Below are 14,587 nucleotides of genomic sequence, written 5' to 3' on the forward strand. Positions count from 1 at the left end.
CGTGCGTTTCCCGAAACATGACCAGGCAAAGCCGGTTTGCCGCTGCGCGGGACATTACGCTATCCTGTGTTGATGCACGAATTGTCGTTTGCACAGCAGATTCTGGAGACAGTCCAACGCGAAGCGGCCGGTTTCGGCGGCGTCCGCGTGACCCGCGTAAAACTGCGCGCCGATGAATACCTCGCCCTGGAACCCGCCAGTCTGCGGTTCTGCCTCGAGAGTATTTCACAAGACACGATCATGGCCGGCGCGGAAATCGAGATCGAGGAAGTGGCCGCTCCGGCGGGCGCGGAACGGCCCCTGTTTGGCGCCGGTCTCGTTATCGAGGAGATCGAACTGGATGAGCAAGACGGTTAAGCTCGAGCAAAAGGTGCAGGCAAAAGGCTACGAAATCGCCTTGGAATTGCGGGAAATGTTCCGCAAGAGAGGCATCTTCGTCGTGAACCTTATCGGGTCTCCCGGAGCGGGCAAGACCAGCCTGCTCGAGGCCCTGGCCAGCCGCATCAGGGGGCGCGCGGCCGTCATCGAAGGGGATCTCGCCACGGACAATGACAAACGCCGCATTGAACGGGCCGGATTGCGCGCGCACCAGATCAACACGGTCAGCGCATGCCACCTCGACGCCGCCATGGTGCGCGACGCCTTGAAGGAATTTCCTTTGGACGGCGTCACCCTGCTGTTCATTGAGAATGTCGGCAACTTGGTGTGCCCCGCCAGTTTCGAGATCGGCGAGGACATCAAAGTGGCGATCGTATCGACCACCGAAGGCGACGACAAGCCCGCGAAATATCCCAAAGCCATGAAGGTGTCGTCAGCCATGGTCATCACCAAGACCGACCTCTTGCCCTACATCACGTGCGACGTCGACCGCATGGAACGCGATGTACGGGAGATTGTGCCGGACATGCCGGTGTTCCGCACCGCCGCGACGACGGGCGAAGGCATAGACCGGTTTTTGCAGTGGCTCGAGGAGCGGGCTGCGGCGCGAAAATAGGCCGCGCGCGAAAAGGACCACAGGCTCCCGAAGGACCCAAAGGACGCTTCCTGGGCGGCTGGTGTTCAGCAGGGCGAGGGAGAGCCGATTCCGCCTGGCGCAAGGCCAGGCGCTACATAAGGCGGACGGGAAGCCTGCACCTGCTCGGGAATCCGTGTTCGCACGGGTTATGGATGGGCCTATCCCCTACGCTAACAGATTCGGGGCAATTCCTCGCCATAGGGCATTTCGAGGATGCGTTCGCCCCCGAAACGCGTGCGCATCACGCACGGCACGCGTTTGCGGGGCACAACACGGCCAATAGCGGACGAACGTTCGCCTCCGGCGGTCTTCCGGAGGCTGTCAAGCGCCAAATCTGCTTGTCCTTCTGAGACGAAAAGAACGAGTTTGCCCTCGTTGGCGACGGTGAGCGGATCGAGGCCCAGCATTTCGCACGCGGCGCGTGTTTCCGGGCGCACGGGGATGGCGTTCTCGTCCAACTCGATGGTAACGTCCGAATCGCCGGCCAGTTCGGCGCAGCACGCGGCCAGGCCTCCCCGGGTAGGATCGCGCATGACACGGGGTTCGACGCCGGCGTCGATCAAAGCTTTGACGAACGGCCAGACCGGTGAGGCATCGGATCTGACCCGGGTATCGAACGCGATCCCTTCGCGCTCGCTCATGACCGCAATGCCGTGCTCGGCGATGGGGCCGTTGATGAGAACAACGTCCCCCGGCTTAAGGCTTTTCGGGTCTGAAGTGGTTTGCCGGATGCCCACGCCAGCGGTGTTGATGAAGAGCTGGTCGGCTTCGCCCCGTGCAACGACTTTGGTGTCGCCCGTAACAATCTGGACTTCCGACAACTCGGCCGCAGTCGCAGCCGAACGCACGATCCGGGCGAGGGTGTCAATCGCGAACCCTTCCTCGATGATGAGCCCCATCGACAAGGCAACCGGCTTGGCCCCCGAAACCGCAAGATCATTAACTGTGCCGTGGACGCTAAGGCTCCCGATATCGCCACCGCGGAAGAACAACGGTTTGACGACGAACGAGTCCGTGGTGAATACGAGACCTTCGACGCCCGGCACGGCGGCGGCGTCCGGCAACCCGTCCGCGTTTCGGCCCAAAGACGCGAGAAGCACCTCGGCAATGAGCTCGCGGGTCAGCGCCCCGCCGCCTCCATGGGCTAATAATATCCGATCAATATCCTTCATCACCCTTCTCGACTCGATGACCGAATCGCTTTCCTTGGGAAGGGGCCCTGGGGAATCTCCCTCCCATTATCCATACTTATACCGGGCGGCGCAGGAACCCTCCGAGGAAACCATACACGGCCCAAGAGGGCTGCGTGGGGTGCACTCGTTGCCGAAGAAAGGGCACTCGGGCGGGTGGATGATCCCCTTGAGGACGTCCCCGCACCGGCATTTTGGCAACTGCACGGGTCCCATGTCAGGCAATTCGTGCTTATGTGCGGCATCGAAGGAGGCGAATTCTTCCTTCAGAACCAACCCGCTTCCGGGAATCTCGCCGAGACCGCGCCACTCCGCACCCGACACGTTGAACACGCGCATGAGCATGTCCCACGCGCGCTTGTTTCCGCCGGGCTTGACGACGCGCGTGTACTGCACAAACGAGCTAATGCGCTTCTCGGCGATACATTCCAGGAGCATGGCAATGCCTTCGAGCACGTCCGAGGGTTCGAAGCCCGTGGCGACGCACGGCGCCCGGTATTGCCGCGCGACCTCCTCGTAGGCTTCCGGGCCGATGATGACTGAGACGTGGCCGGGGGTAATGAATCCTTCGATGCGTGATGCGCCCTCGAGCACGGCTTTCATGGCCGGGACGATAAGTTTGTGCGACGCGTAGACGGAGAAGTTCGAGATGCCCCGTTCGCGGGCCTGGAGAACGACCGACGCAACGCCGGGCGCGGTGGTCTCGAAACCCACAGCCGCGAACACGACCTCGCGTCCGGGTTCGCGGACCGCGAGGTCCAGGGCGTCCAGCGGCGAATAGACGATACGCACGTCGGCGCCTTGGGACCGTTCCTCGACGAGCGACGTTTCGAGACCAGGCACGCGGATCATGTCGCCAAACGAGCAGAGAACAACGCCCGGCTGGCGGGCAAGCAACAGGATGCGTTCGATGTCGCGCTGGGACGTCACGCATACGGGGCAGCCCGGTCCCGACACCAGTTCGACGGACTGCGGCAGGAGCGAGCGCAGACCGCCTTTGCCGATGGCGTGGGTATGCGTGCCGCAGACTTCCATGACGCGGACATGCCGCCCGATGGCTTCGGCGGCCCTTCGGACACGGTCCACGAATGGTTCAGGGCGCGCCAAAATCCCCTATTCCTTCCTGCATCTCGGAGAAGAGCGCCAGCGTTTCCCGTGCGTCCTCGGGTTCGAGCTTCTCGATAGCAAAACCCGCGTGCACGAGTACCCAATCGCCGACCGCGGGCTCGTCGATGAGGCTGAAATCGGCCTCGCGCACGTTGCCCGCGAGCGCGACCTTGCCACGCGCGCCCTCGATCTCAGTAATTTGCGCTGGAATCGCCAGGCACATGTTTTTTGCAGCTCCATGCGGCGGCAGCGGCCTGTCCCAGGCTTACGCCGCCGTCACCGGGCGGTACCGCCGCATTCAGCAAGGCGTTGAATCCCTTGTTTTCGAGCAGGGAAACGAGGCGTTCGGTCAAGAACTTGTTTGCGAAGACGCCTCCCGACAGCGCGACGGTCGACAACCCGGACCGTTTCCGGATGTGTTCGCAGACACACAGTGTAGCATGAGCGACGGCGTTATGGAAACGGGCCGCGCACACCGGCGCGGACACGTTCCGCCGTATGTCGTTGACCAAGGCCCGGATCACATCGGTGCTCTTGACGACCAGCGCCCCGTCCCCGCTGGAAACCATGCCTGCGTCATACGCTTGCTGTTCGCTGGCTGCGAGATGCGCCTGCGCTTCGAGTTCCATGGGCGCCTGCGAGTGAAACGTGTTGTAACGGCAGATGCCCAACAAGGCGGCGGCGGCATCGAAGAGGCGTCCCATGCTCGTCGTGTGCGGACAATTGACGCGCCGCGCAATCATCCGGGCCAGCAATGGAAACCGATCGGCTTGGTCGGGGAACCATTCCTGGCACAGGCGGACGGCATCGGCGCCAAAGGCCGCATGGAGATACGCGAAAGCCATGCGCGTGGTTTCCTTCGCGGCGGCGTCTCCACCCGGTTGCGGCACGGATTCAAGGTGCGCCACGCGGTCAGAGCGGGCGTAATCGTGGACCACAAGGAATTCGCCGCCCCAGAGCAGGTCGTCCGCGCCCCAACCGAGGCCGTCAAACGAGACCGCGATGGCGGGTCCCGGATGGTTCGCTTCGACCAGGGCCGAGACCGCATGGGCGTGGTGATGCTGAACGGGAACCCCTTTCGCCGTCTGTTCGCGGGCGTACTTGGTGGAGAGATAGCCTGGATGCGGGTCGAATGCGATGGTAGCCGGATAGACCTCGAGTACGTTTTGCAGATGCTCGACGCCCTGCAGGAACGCTTCGTACGCGGCGAGGTTGGTGAGGTCGCCGATATGGTGGCTGAGGAAAGCGTATTCGCCCCGGGTGACACAGACCGTATTGTTGAGTTCGGGTCCGGCCGCGAGAATTTCGTTGCCGGTGGTATCGAAAGGCAGCTTGACTGGGAACGGCGCGTAACCCCGCGAACGGCGCAGGAAGCGGAGTTGTCCGGCGATGACGCGCACGACCGAGTCGTCGGTGCGAATGTGAATGCGGCGGTTGTGGAGCAAGAACCAGTCGGCGAGTTCGGCCAGGCGGTGGAACGCGTCCTCGTTGGTATGCGCGATGGGTTCGTCGGAAAGGTTCCCGCTGGTCATGACCAGTGCGCGGAACGGCCCTTCCATCAAGAGGTGATGCAGCGGCGTGTAGGGCAGCATGACGCCAAAGGATGGGCTGCGCGGAGCAACGCCTTCCGCCAAGGCATGCGCGGGCAGTTTGTCGAGCAGCACAATGGGCCGCTCGGCGGACTCAAGGAGCCGGCGTTCGGCGTCGCAAGCGAAGCGGCAGATGGCTTCGGCGGCGGCTGCATCACGCACCATGATCGCGAACGGTTTGAGGTCTCGATGTTTGCGGGCGCGTAACAGGGCGACCGCTTCCGTATTGGCCGCATCGCAAGCGAGATGAAACCCGCCCAGGCCCTTGATCGCAACGATCGCGCCCGCGGATAGACATCTGATTGCCTCCCCGATGGGGGCGCCGCACGGGACTTCACCGCCCGCGCGGTCCGCCAGCCAAACGCGCGGTCCGCAGACCGGGCAGCACGTGGGCTCGGCGTGAAACCTGCGGTTCGCGGGGTCCTCGTACTCGGCTCGGCACGCGGAGCACATTACGAAATCCGCCATGGTGGTCTTGGCGCGGTCGTAGGGCAAATCCTGGATGATGGTGTAGCGCGGGCCGCAGTTGGTGCAGTTGATGAACGGATAGCGATACCGGCGGTCTGAGGGGTCGGCCATTTCGCGCAGGCAGTCGCTGCATGTCGCCAGATCCGGCGGCACGAGGACGCTGCGCTCGCCGTACGCTGCGCTCTCGCGGATGCGGAAGCCAGATTCCCCAAGCGGTGCGGTTTCGCGGGTCTCGATGCGTTCGATACGGGCCAGTGGCGGCGGCGAAGATTCGAGTTCAGCCAGGAACACGCCGATGGCCTCGCGCGGGCCCTCGAGTTCGATGGTCACGCCGCGCGGCTCGTTGAGAACGAATCCCGCGAGCCCGGCGCGCGTGGCAAGGCCGTAGACGAAGGGACGGAACCCTACGCCTTGGACCGCGCCGGAGACGGTTATGTGAATGCGTGTGCTCATGGAAAGGCCGATTGTACGGGATTTGCCCTTGCCGCCGCGAATGGGGCCAATGAACGGAGGAGGGCGGGCCACAGATGTCACAGATGGGAAAACATGAACTTGGGAAACGAGGGTAAATCAGTTTCAGTTGACTAAGATGGTTTTGAGTCGCGCTGGATTGGTAAATGTATTTGGGATAACGAGGGGGCATTAAAAGACAAAAATAATAATAGTGCGATAAATCTCTTCTTGGTACCCTGTCTAGCCCAAAAATATTTTGATTTGCTATCCATTACCAAAATAAAATTTGACATCGGGGGCATTTGATGATATGATCCGAATCATGGACGCAACACACGAACATAAAAAACCCGGGTGCCCGTACTGCGGAACACCCATGCGTCCGGTGGTGATGACGTGCGACCGATGCGAGGTGGAGGTGCGGGGCCGGTTCCGCCAGACGCAGTTCTTACGGATGTCGGGCGAAGACCTTTCATTTCTGGAAAGCTACCTTCTGGCCGGGTTCAGCATCAAGGCGCTTGCAGAGAGGTCCGGCTTGGGTTATGTGGCCATCCGAAACCGCCTGGACCGCGTGATTGAGTCGTATCAGAAGCTGCACGACAATGAAGAAGCCAAGCGTGCGATTCTGGAGCGGCTCGAAAGGGGCGAAATCACGGCGAAGGCGGCGGCGGAAGCGATGGAGGGGCTGTGATAATGGAATCGGGAGATTTGTCGGCGCAGGAGAGGCTTGACCGGATGCTTCATGACGGGACAATCACCGAGGAGGACTATCTTCGGCTGTCGCGAGTGGTGGACGCTTCGGGCGGGACCAAGGAGATGCAGGCGGACGCGAAGGTCCGGAAACTGACCAAGAAATGGGACGGCGGCTTGGTTGGGGGGATCTGCGCTGGCTATGCGGATTACTTCGGCGTGGACGTGGCCGTGGTGCGAACGATCACCGTCCTGGCGGCAATCCTGTTGCTGGGCGTGCTGGCACTGCCGTTGTATCTTCTGGGTTGTTTGTTCGTGCCATGGGACGATGCGGAGAAGGCGCGCGCGTTTCGAGAAAGCGGCCGGCCCAAGGCGTTCATGGTCGCGGTTGCCTGTTTGTTCTTCGTTTTTCCGTGGGTGTATGCGACGTTTGCGCTGCCGTATCTCGAGGCTGTCTACGAGGATGTGGGCTTCGCGATCTGGTCGGCAAGCGGTCAGATGACTTGGGCGGGAAGGGCGCTGGATTGCGCGTCAGAGTACCGGGGATGGGTCTCGCGCGTTTTCTGGACGCCCGTGGACCATGCGGTCATCTCGCTTGTGGTTATTGCGCTGGCGGCCACGCTCGTTTTTGTGCTGGGGGCCCTCTATAACTGTATGTGCCGGGAATGTGTGCGCAAATGGTTCGCGCGGGGCGTGGTCTGGCTGGGGATAGGCTGGTGCCTGTTTCTGTTTGCGGGGACGATGTATCCGCTCATAGGTATGACTGCCCGGATGGGGTGAACGCGTTGGCTCAGCGGGTTCAGTTGCCGGATGGCGTCAACTGGCTGCGTTTCAGCGTGATGGTGTAGAGTTCGGCGCCGTCGTCCTGGATCAATCGGAACGTCACCTCGGGATCGGGCAGCCCGGCGTCGATGGTGAATTCGCCGAACGCGTATTTTTCGGCGAACCCGTAGAGCTGCGTTGTCCATTCGGGGTCGGTGACGGCGGGGCCCTTTCGACCACCGAGGCTGGCGGCTTCGAATTCATAGAACGAGAATCCTGACGGCCGGGGAATGCGGAACCCGCGCGCGCCGTGGCGGTCGCCGGAGATCAAGAGCACGCCGCCGATCCGGTTCTTCTCGATGAAGGAGAAGATGCGTTCGCGCCCCTCGGGGTCCCAGCGTCCCCAGGAATCCTTGCCATCGGAGACGTAATCGCTCCACATGGTGCCGCACGAGATGATGATGAACGGTCCCCTGCAATCAAGGAGCTGTTCTTCCACCCATTGCATCTGGTCTTCGCCCAGGAACGAGCCTTCCCTGTTCTCACGGAAGTACCGGCTGTCGAGCATGATGACGTCGCAAGGGCTGAACCGTGTGCGCAAAAAAACGCCGCCCCGCGCATCGCCAAATCCGTAGGAGGGGTTGTTCCATGCTTGCATGAAAACCCGGCGGACGCCCTGCCGGTCTTCCTCCGTGTACCCCTCGGGGATGCCGGCCTTGTCGTTGTCGAAATAGTCGTGGTCATCCCAGGCGGCATAGACGGGGACCGAGGCGGCGAGACCCTGCCACGCGGGTTGGAGGTCGCGCATGAGATAGTCGGCGCGGTGCAGGCCGAGATGGTTGTTTCTGTCCTGCACGGCGATGTCGCCGATCAATAGCATGGCCACGGGATTGCGGCTGCGGATACGCTCGGCTTGCGCCGCGTTGCCGATGCCCCACCGGTGAAAGCAGCTCCCAAAGGCGATTCGAACGGTCCCGGCCTCGGTAGGCGCGGGGGCGGTAACGAGCGCCGCGTGTTCGGGAATGGCGATTGGCGCGCCGTCGACCAGGACGCGGTAGGGATAGCGCGTGGCGGGCGTGAGATTCGTGATGGGCACAACGGCGGCCAGGTCCGATTCGGCCGAACTATGAACGGGTCCGAACGCGCGTTCCTGGCCGTCGATCGTTAGACGGACTTCGACGCTTGCCGGCTTGAGGGTGCGCAGCCAGACCCGCGCGCCGTCCGGCGTGACCGCTCCGAGCATGGGTCCTCCCAAACGGGTGACGCCGTTGTCGTTCAAGATGCGTTGAACGTCCGGGTTGTCTGAAATACCCGTAAACGTCGCGTGAGGGTCTGCGGCGAGGGTCATATAGGCGGCCGCGTAAAGGCGCTGGCTCGTTTCCGGCTGTTCTCCAAACAGATTGAGTATCGAAAGGTTGGATTCGAGGTCGCCTTCTGATGTGCCCACCAGGACTTGGGCTTCGGCGAAGTGGGCCACCATCGCGAATGCGGCCAGAGACAGGCACGTTGCCGTTCTCATCGGTTCTCCCTCAGATTAGGATTCACGCTTCCGTAGCCCCCATGATTGGTTCGGGGCCAGTCTACCGCAAGACCGCGGCCGCCGCAAAAGTTCGCAGACAGAGCAGACAGACAACAGGGAGGCGACCGTGGTCAACCGGAGCGTCATTGCCGTCCGTTGCGGGAATTGGGTAGGCTATAGGACGTTACGCGTGAGGACTCAATGATGTTTCTGGATGATTTGGCCCGGAAGATCCGGTCGCAGCGCGAGAAGCTCGGCCTGAAACAGCAGGACATCGCAAACGCGCTGAACGTGAGCCCACAGGCGGTTTCGAAGTGGGAACGGGGCGAGAATGCGCCGGATATCGCGGTGCTGGCGCCGCTGTCGCGCATCCTGGGCGTGTCAACGGACTGGCTGTTGTCGGTGCATGAACCGGGAACGGACGAGTTCGAGGCAACTGTGCTGGTATCGAGCGTGCGGGGCGCCTACAAAAAATCCTTGAGTATCGCGCCGCGGGATTTCGCACTGTGGGCGAATGGAATTTTCTATCAGCTGACGGAAATCACGCTGCGGCATGAGGGCGTGCCGCTCAAATATTTGGGCGACCAGTACTTGTGTTTCTTCTCGGGAACGCAGCACCGGGTCAGGGGCCTGATGGCGGCCCTCGAGGCAAAGCGACTGATTACGGAGGATGTGAAGATCAGCCTGAGCACCGGGCCGGTGTATCTCGGCTCGGTAGGTCATCCGGATTACGTCCGGCCGGACATCATGGGCGAGGCGGTCAACGTGGCCTTTCTGACAAACGAATGGGTCGACGCCCACGGAAAGACCGGAATCGCGGTCACGGCCTCCGTGTTAGAAGAGGCGGTGGGAAAGTACGCCGCCGGAAAGGCGCATACGGTGAGTTTCAAGGGTATCAATCGCAAAGTGCGCGTCTATGAGGTGAGGGAAGAGGGGTCAGGAAAGAGGGATTAGAGTCCTCGAATTCAGATGTAAAAACGAATGGGCATTGCACAAAAAATCGACTGGAAGAGAACACGCGAGCGCGTGTTGGCATAACAGCAGCCGGTAACGACGGCATGTTGACGGCCGTTCGCGCCGAAAGAGGAGTTGAAGACATATGGCAACTGTGACAGATGCTGCGGTGCGTCCGTACAAAATCGCGGATATCTCCCTGGCGGAGTGGGGCCGTAAAGAAATCGACATGGCCGAGAAGGAAATGCCGGGTCTGATGGCGATCCGGGAGAAACACGCGCCGCAACAGCCGCTGAGAGGATATCGCGTTTCGGGCTCGCTCCACATGACCATCCAGACGGCGGTTTTGATCGAGACGCTGCAGGCCCTGGGCGCCGACGTGCGCTGGGCGAGCTGCAACATTTTCTCGACCCAGGACCACGCCGCGGCGGCCATCGCTGAACGCGGCACGCCGGTGTTTGCGTGGAAAGCCGAGACCCTGGAGGAGTACTGGTGGTGCACGGAGCAGGCGCTCACGTGGCCGGACGGGAAGGGGCCGCACCTTGTCGTGGATGACGGCGGAGACGCCACCTTGCTGATTCACCGGGGCTACGACCTCGAGGAGACGTTCAAGAAGACCGGCAAGCTGCCCGCGATTTCCAGGCAGAACAAGGAAGTCACCATCGTCGACAAGCTCCTCCACAGGATTCACGGCGAGACGCCCAACAAGTGGCATGAGTATGTCGCGGACTGGCTCGGCGTCTCCGAGGAGACCACGACGGGCGTACACCGCCTGTACAAGATGATGAAGGAAGGCAAACTGCTCACCCGGGCCATGAACGTGAACGATTCGGTAACCAAATCGAAGTTCGACAACTTGTATGGTTGCCGCGAATCGCTCGCGGACGGAATCAAGCGCGCCACGGACATCATGGTGGCGGGCAAAATCGTCGTGGTCGCGGGCTATGGCGACGTGGGCAAGGGGTGCGCGCACGCCATGCGGGGCCTCGGCGCGCGGGTGCTGATCACCGAGATCGACCCGATCTGCGCGTTGCAGGCGTGCATGGAAGGATATCAGGTCACCACGATGGAAGAGGCCGCGCCCATCGGCGACATTTTCGTGACAACCACCGGGTGTTGCGACGTGGTGCGCGGCGAGCATTTCGACGTGATGAAAGACGAGGCCATCTGCTGCAACATCGGCCATTTCGACTCCGAAATCCAGATTGCCTATCTTGAGAATCGGAAGGACATCAAGGAAATCAACATCAAACCGCAGGTGGACAAGTTCGTCTACCCCGACGGCAGGTCGATCATCATGCTCGCGCGGGGACGCCTTGTGAACCTCGGCTGCGCGACCGGGCACCCATCGTTCGTGATGTCGAACTCGTTCTCGAACCAGACGCTGGCGATCGTGGCGTTTGCGACCGAGACGGCCAAGTACGAGAAAGGCAAAGTATATACGCTGCCGAAGACCCTCGATGAAGAGGTCGCGCGCCTGCATCTGGGCAAGCTGGGCGCGAAACTCGAGAAGCTCACCCCCGAGCAGGCCGAGTATCTGGGCGTGCCGGTCGAAGGACCGTACAAGCCCGACCATTACCGGTATTAGACCCCGCGCGGGAGCGGTCCTGGCGGCAGGGCTTCGAGACCTATTGGACGTATGCCTGGCATAGGGCCGGCGGGTCGCGTTCTCGCGTTGAGGCTTGCCCGGCGCGGCGGGTATCGCTATCGTGGTCACTTATGAAGATGCCCTTGATCGAGAAGCTCGGCCGCTCGATTGCCCGCCGGCGCTTGTGGTGGCCCATCCTGCTATTGGCCGTCGCGTTGCCGCTTCCGTCTTTGTCTGGCGGCACGGTCGCCGATGACAACTATTTCCGCATGCTTGCGCGAGGCGCGCCCGGTGCGCCCGAGCTTGCGCGGAGTCCCTTGGACGCTTTCAATTTCACCGGCACGGACAGCTGCGACAAAACTGCCCGAAAAGAGCGGGGATTGATCGCGTGGTGGACGCCGGAGGACATGCAGATCGCGTTTTGGCGTCCCCTGACCGCGCTCACCCATTGGTTCGACAACGCACTTCTGGGGGAGCACGCGTGGCTTATGCATCTGCACAATATCGCCTGGTATGGGGCCCTTGTGGCTGCGGTTGTGCTGCTGTACCGGCGCTTCGATATGCCGGCGTGGGTGGCGGCCCTGGCTGCGATGTTGTATGCGGTGGACGACGCCCACGCGCTTCCAGTCGCATGGATTGCGGGGCGCAACGCGTTGCTTTCTGGATTGTTCGGGGTGCTGAGTCTGATAGCCCATGATGCCTGGCGGCGGGAGAAAAGACGGCTGGCCGGGATGATTGCTCCGGTGCTGTTTGCGGCGGCGCTGTTGTGTGGGGAAGCGGCGGCCGGCGCCGGAGGTTTTCTGGTGGCCTACGCCGTCTTCATAGAGCGCGGGCCGCGGTGGCGGAGTGCGGCCAGCCTGTTGCCGTACGCGTGCGTCGGCGCAGCATGGCGCGTGCTGTATGTGCGGCTTGGCTACGGGGTGGCGGCGTCCTCACTGTACCTCGAGCCCTTCGAACAGCCCCTGGCCTATTTTCGCAACGTCGTAACCCACGTTCCGCTGATGCTGTCAGGCCAGTTCGCGTTTCCGGATCCGGCGGTGTGGCTGGTGCTGAGCGCGCCGGGGCGGGCCGTGCTGTTGGCTTGGGCGTGCTGCGTGATAGGGGTAGTGCTATGGCTCATGTGGCCGGGGTTAGAGCGTGAACCGCAGCTCCGCTTCTGGCTGGCGGGCACGCTGATGGCAATGGCCCCCGCGTGCGCCACGTGGCCCCAGAACCGGCTGATGCTCCTGCCCGGCGTTGGGGCGATGGCCCTGCTGGCACATGCCATCGTGCTGGGGCTGAGGCGCCGCGGCAGCGAACCTGTCGAGTTTCATTCCGGCAAAGACCGGCTCCGCCGGTATGCCGCTGGCGGGCTTTTCGTGCTGAACACGCTGGCCGCTTCACTAATGCTCTCGAGTACCGCGGCCGCAATAGGCTTTTCCTCGGCGTATATGACGCGGCTGGACGAAAGCCTTCCCGAGACGCCCGAGTTGGACGGGACCGATATGGTGATCGTCTCGGCGCCAATGGACGCGTTCGCGACGAGCATTCCGACTCAGAGGTCTTCCCAGGCGTCGCGAGTGCCGCGAAGCGTGCTGCTCTTGCGGGGTGGCATGGGTGATGCGGACATCTTCCGCGCCGACAGCCACACCATGATCGTCACCACCCCCGGGGGGCTACTCGAACGGCCGTGGTCGATGCTGTTTCGCGATGTGGACACGCACCCGTTTGCACCAGGCGAAGCCGTGCGGCTGCCAATTGCGGCGATTACGGTGTTGTCAGTCTCCCCCAATGGAAATCCGCTCGAAACGGAGTTCCGCTTCGAGAAGCCTCTGGAACAGGGAATGCAGTGGCGAATATGGGACCGCGCGGCATTCGCCGAGTTCCACCTGCCGGAGGTGGGCGGCTCCGTTCACATCCCCGGCGGCGACCTGATAGGATTGACGCTGGCCGTGCTCAAAACGAGCCGGACAATTCCGGAGTGACCCATGCATTCCGACGACGTCGTCCGCATCGCTTATGGCAAAGGGTCCATCCCGCTGCGCATTGACCCCGCGCGCGCCCGTTGGCATATCGTCGTGCCCCGTCATGTGCCCGCGCTTCGCAATCCGAAGGAGCACTTCCAGGCGGGGTGCGCGAAACCTATCGGGTCCCCCCCACTCTCCGAAATTATCCGGCCAAACGACCGCGTCGTGATCACTACCTCTGACGGAACGCGTCCGGTACCCAATCGCCTGCTGTTGCCCTGGCTGCTCGACCGCCTGCCCGTTGCGCCGGAGAATGTCACGCTGGTCATAGGCACGGGCAGCCACCGCCCCAACACCCCGGAAGAACTGGAGAACATGCTGGGAGCGGAGGTCCTGCGCCGGGTTCGCGTCGTCAATCACGATGCCTATGACCCGGCGGGCAATATCCGCGTGGGCGAGTCCGCGGCAGGGCATCCGGTCTCACTGAACCGCCTGTATGCCGAGGCCGACAAACGCGTCGCAGCCGGATTCATCGAGCCTCACTTCTTCGCGGGATTTTCGGGTGGGCCGAAAGCGGTCGCGCCGGGCCTGGCCTCCATCGAGACGATCCTGGGATTGCACAGCTACGGCCTGGTGGCGGACCCTCGAAGCACCTGGGGCGTCCTCGAGGAAAACCCGATGCACGCGGCAATTCGCGAAGCGGCGGCGTGTTGCCCGCCAGATTTCCTGGTCAACGTAACGCTGAATGCTGAAAAAGAGATCACCGGCATATTCTGCGGAGATTACCTTGAAGCGCACCGGGCGGGATGTGGACGGGCCGCGGCAGACGCCATGGCCGCCGCGCCAGCCCTGTGCCCCCTCGTGATCACCTCGAACAGCGGGTTTCCGCTCGACCAGAACCTGTACCAGACGGTGAAGGGCATCTCGGCGGCGGCCCGCGTGTGTTCGGAGGGAGGCCGTATCGTCGTCGCGAGCGAGTGCGCCGACGGGGTTCCAGACCATGGCAATTTCGCGCGGCTCATGGCCCAGACAAAGACGCCGCAAGCGCTTTTAGCATGGCTCAAGGCACAACCGGCGCCCATTCTCGACCAGTGGCAGGCTCAGGTGCTGGCGGACATTCTGCAGCGGTGTTGTGTGTCCATCTATTCGTCATTGCCGGCCCGGGACGCTGAACGATGCATGCTGTTGCCTTTGTCGAATCTTCAAGCGTGCGTCGATGCCGAGCTTGCGGCGCTTGGGAACGGCGTGGATGTAGCCGTACTGCCCCATGGCCCCATCACGATACCCTTCGTGGAGGCGTGAGCTC

13 protein-coding genes are annotated in these 14,587 nt (G+C 62.4%); 8 read left to right on the plus strand and 5 right to left on the minus strand.

All coding sequences use genetic code 11. From position 1 onward, the window contains the following. Nucleotides 1-36: 36 nt before the first annotated feature. A complete protein-coding gene (locus PLJ71_06735; GenBank protein ID HQM48366.1) occupies nucleotides 37-357 on the plus strand; it encodes a hydrogenase maturation nickel metallochaperone HypA in 321 nt (106 codons plus the stop codon). Beyond that, nucleotides 341-994: a hydrogenase nickel incorporation protein HypB gene (gene hypB, locus PLJ71_06740; GenBank protein ID HQM48367.1), complete on the plus strand. Its 654-nt coding sequence runs from the start codon at nucleotides 341-343 to the stop codon at nucleotides 992-994. The genes PLJ71_06735 and hypB overlap by 17 nt, the downstream gene beginning before the upstream one ends. A gap of 191 nt (nucleotides 995-1,185) precedes the next feature. Here the strand turns inward: hypB and hypE are convergent, their stop codons facing one another. From hypE to hypF, 4 genes are all read right to left on the minus strand, one after another. Continuing rightward, complete coding sequence (gene hypE, locus PLJ71_06745; protein HQM48368.1) at nucleotides 1,186-2,187, minus strand: hydrogenase expression/formation protein HypE; 1,002 nt, start codon at nucleotides 2,185-2,187, stop codon at nucleotides 1,186-1,188. 66 nt (nucleotides 2,188-2,253) lie between these two features. Further along, on the minus strand, nucleotides 2,254-3,312 hold the full coding sequence (hypD, locus tag PLJ71_06750; protein HQM48369.1) for a hydrogenase formation protein HypD: 1,059 nt from the start codon (nucleotides 3,310-3,312) through the stop codon (nucleotides 2,254-2,256). Further along, nucleotides 3,299-3,535 carry a HypC/HybG/HupF family hydrogenase formation chaperone gene (locus tag PLJ71_06755; GenBank protein ID HQM48370.1) on the minus strand — a complete coding sequence of 79 codons (237 nt, stop codon included), beginning with the start codon at nucleotides 3,533-3,535 and terminating at the stop codon, nucleotides 3,299-3,301. The genes hypD and PLJ71_06755 overlap by 14 nt, the downstream gene beginning before the upstream one ends. After that, nucleotides 3,504-5,822: a carbamoyltransferase HypF gene (gene hypF, locus PLJ71_06760; GenBank protein HQM48371.1), complete on the minus strand. Its 2,319-nt coding sequence runs from the start codon at nucleotides 5,820-5,822 to the stop codon at nucleotides 3,504-3,506. The genes PLJ71_06755 and hypF overlap by 32 nt, the downstream gene beginning before the upstream one ends. A gap of 322 nt (nucleotides 5,823-6,144) precedes the next feature. Here hypF and PLJ71_06765 point away from each other — a divergent pair, with 322 nt between their 5' ends. Then, a complete protein-coding gene (locus PLJ71_06765) occupies nucleotides 6,145-6,513 on the plus strand; it encodes a DUF2089 family protein (protein HQM48372.1) in 369 nt (122 codons plus the stop codon). A gap of 2 nt (nucleotides 6,514-6,515) precedes the next feature. Further along, complete coding sequence (locus PLJ71_06770; GenBank protein ID HQM48373.1) at nucleotides 6,516-7,292, plus strand: PspC domain-containing protein; 777 nt, start codon at nucleotides 6,516-6,518, stop codon at nucleotides 7,290-7,292. A 19-nt stretch (nucleotides 7,293-7,311) separates the two neighbouring features. Here PLJ71_06770 and PLJ71_06775 read toward each other — a convergent pair whose 3' ends face one another. Beyond that, complete coding sequence (locus tag PLJ71_06775; GenBank protein HQM48374.1) at nucleotides 7,312-8,793, minus strand: alkaline phosphatase D family protein; 1,482 nt, start codon at nucleotides 8,791-8,793, stop codon at nucleotides 7,312-7,314. A gap of 201 nt (nucleotides 8,794-8,994) precedes the next feature. Here PLJ71_06775 and PLJ71_06780 point away from each other — a divergent pair, with 201 nt between their 5' ends. The 4 genes from PLJ71_06780 to larA all read left to right on the plus strand — a co-directional run bounded on the left by PLJ71_06780 (nucleotide 8,995) and on the right by larA (nucleotide 14,583). Continuing rightward, complete coding sequence (locus PLJ71_06780) at nucleotides 8,995-9,747, plus strand: helix-turn-helix domain-containing protein (GenBank protein ID HQM48375.1); 753 nt, start codon at nucleotides 8,995-8,997, stop codon at nucleotides 9,745-9,747. 145 nt (nucleotides 9,748-9,892) lie between these two features. Then, on the plus strand, nucleotides 9,893-11,335 hold the full coding sequence (gene ahcY / locus PLJ71_06785) for an adenosylhomocysteinase (GenBank protein HQM48376.1): 1,443 nt from the start codon (nucleotides 9,893-9,895) through the stop codon (nucleotides 11,333-11,335). Between the two features lie 131 nt (nucleotides 11,336-11,466). Further along, nucleotides 11,467-13,299: a hypothetical protein gene (locus tag PLJ71_06790; GenBank protein HQM48377.1), complete on the plus strand. Its 1,833-nt coding sequence runs from the start codon at nucleotides 11,467-11,469 to the stop codon at nucleotides 13,297-13,299. 3 nt (nucleotides 13,300-13,302) lie between these two features. After that, complete coding sequence (larA, locus tag PLJ71_06795; GenBank protein ID HQM48378.1) at nucleotides 13,303-14,583, plus strand: nickel-dependent lactate racemase; 1,281 nt, start codon at nucleotides 13,303-13,305, stop codon at nucleotides 14,581-14,583. Nucleotides 14,584-14,587 lie beyond the last annotated feature (4 nt).

Source organism: Candidatus Hydrogenedentota bacterium (assembly GCA_035416745.1).
In the GTDB taxonomy this organism is placed as follows: domain Bacteria; phylum Hydrogenedentota; class Hydrogenedentia; order Hydrogenedentales; family SLHB01; genus UBA2224.